This window comes from Okeania sp. (genome assembly GCF_983059655.1).
The window spans coordinates 1-5,604 of the sequence record NZ_CEZPJD010000527.1; the positions used below are offsets into that span (position 1 = coordinate 1).

Below are 5,604 nucleotides of genomic sequence, written 5' to 3' on the forward strand. Positions count from 1 at the left end.
CCATTTTTGTCAATAATCCTGCGAAAACAGATATTAAATTAATCTAATTTACTGTCTTGTTTCCCCATAATAACTAATGGCCTTGAAATTAATTTCCCAGCCATAGTTGAAAATTTAGCACTATTTATAGTACAGTCCTGGAAACTAATCAAATTATTACTAATGCTGTAACACAGTTAAAATACTTCATTATTATACCAATTTCTAAAAGTAACGCTATACTTGGGTAAAACTTTAGCGATCAACTAATTAAAACAGTTTGAATCACTTTTTTGCTAAAAATAGCCCAGTCAATATTAATTATTCTTACTTTTTACCACTCCCCCACTCCCCCACTTCCCTACTCCTCTACTCAAAAAAATGTAGAAAATTTTTGATAAATGGTATTATATAGTGCGCCATTACGGCTAAAATATTAAGCTGTGAAAAGTATTTAACAATCCGTCGCCGGGCAGCATTTCAGCTGTGTCAGTCCACTACTTATATTTCTCAGATATTATTCAAATGCACGCAGAAAAGTTACCACCTCAAACATTTCATCGAGTCCGTCCACCATATCGGGTAGCCAAGCGACGTCCAGTTAAAGTACGTCGGCGAGTTAAAACAAAAAGTACAAAACTAACATTATCTCAGTTAAAATATAAAAATATCCTTATATTAGTCGCCATATTAATGACCGCAAGCTGGGTTATTACCCTACCTTTCAGAAGTCGCACAACTTCACCCACAGCTCAACCTTCTCCTCAAACCTCCATATCACCTACCCTTGTACCACCCTATGTACGCCCAGTTCCTCAACAAACTCCAGAAGACTTAGGATTTGCCTACAATGTTCGCAGAAAACCACCTCTACGTTATAATCCTCAACTACAGGAAATAGTTGATGAATTGGTTAAAATTTCTGAAGAAAAAGGGCTGCCAACAGAACCCTTATCTATTAGTTTAATAGATGTTAGTAACCAAGATATTCATACATTTGCTGGATATCAAAGCCAAGAAGTGAGATATCCTGCTAGTGTCTCTAAATTATTTTGGATGGCTGCATTTTATGGAGCAGTAAAAAAAGGTCTAATTGAAGATGAACCTAAGTTTCATGGAGACTTGAGAGCAATGATGCAGAAGTCTCATAACGATTCTGCAAGTAAAATTTTAGATGCAATTACTGATACTAGATCGGGGAAAACATTAGAAGGAAAAGAATTAGAAAAGTGGTTAGAAAAAAGAAAGTCAGTCAACGAATTTTTCCATAAAGCAGGTTATAAAAATTTAATAGTTAGCACAAAAAATTATCCTCGATATTCTCCTAGTCAAGAAGGCCCTGTAGGTCGCGATCGCCAACTCAGAAAGAAAAATGGTAAGTTTCTCAGAAATTTGATTTCCACCGATCATGCAGCAAGACTAACCTATGAAATATATACCAGGCAGGCAGTTTCACGGCAATATAGTACCAGAATGGCTTATTTGTTAACCAGAGATTTAACACCTGAAGCATGGCAAAATGACCCCTACAATGGAATCAAAGGTTTTCTCGGTGAATCTTTACCCAGCAATATTTATTTCGGTTCTAAAGTTGGTTTCACTACCAGACATCGTATGGATGTAGCATTTGTGAGAACTTTGGATGATAAAGCTATTTATATTCTGGCAGTCTTTGCAGAAGATCGTGCTTACGCCACAGATGAGAAAATATTCCCTAAACTGTCTCGTCATGTTTACGATCGCATGATCGCATTGGATAATTCTCCAAAAGAGGCAGTAGAGAGTAGGGAGTAGGAAGAAAGAATTGATGAATAAGAGGATCTCAAAAGTTGTTTGATACTGAATTTTGCCCCCCTAGCCCCCTAATTCTGGGGGAACAAGTTTTGTTGAAAGGGGGATGCGCGGGGGCGCGTGTGTAGCAAATGAGATTTCTCAGACAACCTCTAAGAGTGGAATGATTGATTTAATTTTTTATTAGTGAGCTAATTTGTCTCATTAGATACAGACGCAATTACGTCATTTAAGTTATTAATTAGTTTTTGATGATCGGAGATATGCTAACAGTAACGACTGCTGTTTGCGCAACATTCCGTCGGAAAGTCAGATATTTAAAAGTACTGAACTAGCTATCAACTTTTATCACTCTAGTAAAAAAACCCAGACTCGATCTGGCTGATGATTGAGGAGGAGTTAAAATCTCCTTCCCCTTCCAGGATACTCCGTTTTCCGAGGTTGTCTCAAAAAAAATCTACTGATCCCTCGCTGAGGTGCTTCTTTGATGTTTACTACAAATGATTGATAGGCAGACGGCATATATGGCTAAATTTATCTGAAATATATATAATTTTATGTTACAAATTATAATAAAATCATATAGGAAAATATATTACTATTATCACATTACTTACTTTCTTTCAAGTAGTAAAACTTGTAAAAATTGACTTGAATAAAAAAATCTCACTATTGATTTTTAATTATTTAGTTTTACTTATAATACCTTGCCAAAAGTAAGTATGTTAAACTATAAATCTAGAAGGTAACTACCCCAAAAGCACAAAAAATCCACGAACAGGTAAAAGTGAGAATCGGGGAGTTAATTTCAAGAAGAATTTAAAAAAATAAAGAGGTATTATGAGCCAAAAGGTTATACACCAGATGGAAAAATTTCAGCGTCAGGTGAGTTCCCTCGTAGAATCTAATATAATCAAGCCAACAGATAGTATCTGGAAAATAGCCCTACTTTTTGGGGATAAGTGGCCTTATTGGAAAAAGCAACTTCAAGATTTTGATTTTTCTATGCAAGATCCAATCGGTGAAATTTTGGTTGTAGAAGTGTGGGAAGAAGATTAATCTAATTTCCTAATCAAATTAAGATTAGTTAGGCTGAATAATTCTTGAGTTTAAGCGATAGAAATTGCTAGAATGTAGTCGATTAGTCGCAACGTCTAAGCAATAACACTGAAAGTATAGAATAATTAGGCGATCGCTCTACAAAATAGAGTAAAACAAAATAAAACTTTTTAGTTTCTTAGGCTGTAATCGAGAAACTAAATTGATACCAAAGCAATTTTAAAACTGATAACTAAATAACTGAATACAGGTTGATTAGGATTTATTAGAAAAAAAATCTGCTAATTGTTAAACTTAAAATGACTCGTCTCAAGTTAAGTTCATTTCTGTAAACATAATTGCTTACTTTTGAGGGCAAACTATGTGGTTAGAGTGCAGCTTTAGTTCGTAAACAAAGCCTAGCAAACTCTGTAAATTCTTTGAGCGTAACACTGAGTCATTTGATTGAGTAAACATCTAAATACATTTGTTTTTTTCAGAAGTTTTGTTTGTAATATAGCACTACACAAATAGGTTAGGGCAATTATAAATACTCAAACTCAGTCAGGAATTACTTCTAACTTCTGACTTCTAACTTCTGTACGTCGCCAATCAGATAACTCCCCTATGCGCGAGTGCTATATCTCTACCAATAACTCAAAAACTCTTGTATAGCAACCGTCTTGGCCGTTAGGAAATAGACTGACGATCGAACCTCAGACAGATAAATGTTTAACCAACAAATCAGGTCTCAAGCCTCCTGCCCTTTAAAGGGGTTGAAAAAGCGGTCGTTTGCTTTGCAACGCTGGCGCGAAAAGCGCAGCTTCCCGTAGGGTGGGATGGCGATCTTCGGAGCGGCTCTGTCAAGAGCAGGTCTCCTCGCCATATCCAATCGACCAAGAGAAAATAAAGTTCAATATTTCAAGCCTCTGACTTTCCTGCCGAATGCTGCGCAAACAGGCAGAGGTACTGATAACTGATAACTGATAACTGAAATAGACCCCCTGTTCCCTGCTATACATACTGAGATATTTCAATACTGACGATGCACATTAAAGGCAATCTTTTAAAGCATCTGCAAGCTCTTGAGCAGTTTGATAGCGATCGCCAGGCAATGGTTGGGTAACTTTTTCAATTACCTTCCTTAGTTGTGGTGTAATAGTGGGAACGCTTTCAATATAAAACCGATAACCATCACCACGATTATCATAGAAGTGCATCGGACTTTGAGCAGTCAATAAAAAGATTGAGGTTGCACCCACAGCATATAGATCGGATTGAGTCAAAGGTTGCCCGCGGTCTTGTTCGGGGGCACTATAACCTTCTGCGCCGATCCGCGTACCCAAAGGCGTTCCAATTTCTTTGACTGCCCCAAAATCTAGAACTATTATCTGATTATCACGGCGACGCACTAGAAGATTAGCAGGTTTAATATCGCGGTGAATCAGTGGAGGATCTTGCGAGTGAATATATTCTAGAACCTCGCAAGTCTGAATCATCCACTCAATTGCCTGTGTTGGCAACACTGGTCCCTGTAAAGAAATACGTTTTTCCAAATCCTGACCATGAATCATTTCCATAGCTAAATATTTCTTGTCTTCTTCCACAAAAAAGTCAAAAAACTTAGGAATTCCTGAATGATTTAATGATTTCAAAGCTCTAGCTTCTCGTTCAAATAATTCTTGAGCTTTGCGGATCTGAGCCATATCAGCATTCATTTCTTTTAACACCACCAAAGCAGCAGCAGGTGAAGCGCCTACTTGTAAACTATTGCGATCGCGATCCCAAGCCAAATAGGTAGTACCCATGCCACCCTGACCCAATATTCGTAATACTTGATACTGACGAATACTGCGTTCAACTTTAATTGGTTTACCACAATAAATGCAAAATAAATTTCCTGGTGGGTTATCACCAGCTCGGGAACAACATTGTTGAGGAACATTAGCAACAGATGGAACCTGAATCTGAAACTTGAAAATAGGGCCACCTCTGGCTAACTGAATCAGGAAACCATCAGAAATAATTCCCTGAGACATCAAAACTCCATTCACAAAAGTTCCATTTGTACCATGACTAACTAGTCGCCAAATATTTCCAGATTGGGACTTTGGTATTTTGTGTAGCTCCAGATGATATCGTGAAACTAAACTATCAGATAAAACAACCTGATTATCCACAGAGCGACCAATCTTAATTATTGATTCATTCTGAAAGTCCCAATTTTTTAAAGGAGTATTTTTTTGAGGGTCTAAGAGAGTTAACCTAATCACAATCTGTGTTTGAACTTCAAATTTTTTGTATAGCGCTACGCGCCAGGGAATAGGAGATAAAGCAAAAGTCAAAAGTTAAAAGTCATTTCAGTTATCAGTTATCAGTACCTCTAGTTAGGGCTTGCTGAAAAAGTCTTTTAGTAGGAGTAGGGGAGCGGGGGAGTAGGGGAGCAGGAAAGTAATTTTTTTTTGCCCAACTTTTGCCTAAAATGATAAATTTTTGAACATTTTGATCTGAAAACCAGGTACTTTCTCACTACCCAAAAAGGCTAAAACCAATATCAGTAAAGACATTTAGGTTTAATCAGCAAACCCTAGTTAAAGTCAGAGGCTTGAAATATTGAACTTGATTTTTTTTCATCCCCTTAAAAGAGGAGGCTTCAGACCTTATTTTTTGGTTAAAAGTTAAAAGTTAAGAGTTAAAAGTAATCCCTGAAGCTAGTTTGAGCATTGATAAATTTCGGCACATTTTGTTTCGACTGCTATACCAATTCACTTAAAAAATGTCACAAATAGTTGGTCA

At 36.9% G+C, this 5,604-nt stretch carries 3 protein-coding genes; 2 read left to right on the plus strand and 1 reads right to left on the minus strand.

Annotated elements, in window-relative coordinates:
* Nucleotides 1-465: 465 nt before the first annotated feature.
* Together AC3DU7_RS23445 and AC3DU7_RS23450 are read left to right on the plus strand one after the other, a co-directional pair.
* Nucleotides 466-1,773, plus strand: coding sequence for a serine hydrolase (locus AC3DU7_RS23445; protein WP_488041709.1), 1,308 nt, complete (start codon nucleotides 466-468; stop codon nucleotides 1,771-1,773).
* A gap of 837 nt (nucleotides 1,774-2,610) precedes the next feature.
* The gene (locus AC3DU7_RS23450) at nucleotides 2,611-2,829 is read left to right on the plus strand and encodes a DUF4327 family protein (RefSeq protein ID WP_488041710.1); all 219 of its coding nucleotides are present in this window, start codon (nucleotides 2,611-2,613) and stop codon (nucleotides 2,827-2,829) included.
* A gap of 1,031 nt (nucleotides 2,830-3,860) precedes the next feature.
* Here AC3DU7_RS23450 and AC3DU7_RS23455 read toward each other — a convergent pair.
* Entirely contained in the window at nucleotides 3,861-5,081 is a 1,221-nt protein-coding gene (locus AC3DU7_RS23455; RefSeq protein WP_488041711.1) for a protein kinase domain-containing protein, read from the minus strand.
* Nucleotides 5,082-5,604: the final 523 nt, after the last annotated feature.

Bases quoted from the DNA above. Each gene is read 5' to 3' on its own strand.
- AC3DU7_RS23450 (WP_488041710.1), top strand. From the start codon at position 2,611: ATGAGCCAAAAGGTTATACACCAGATGGAAAAATTTCAGCGTCAGGTG.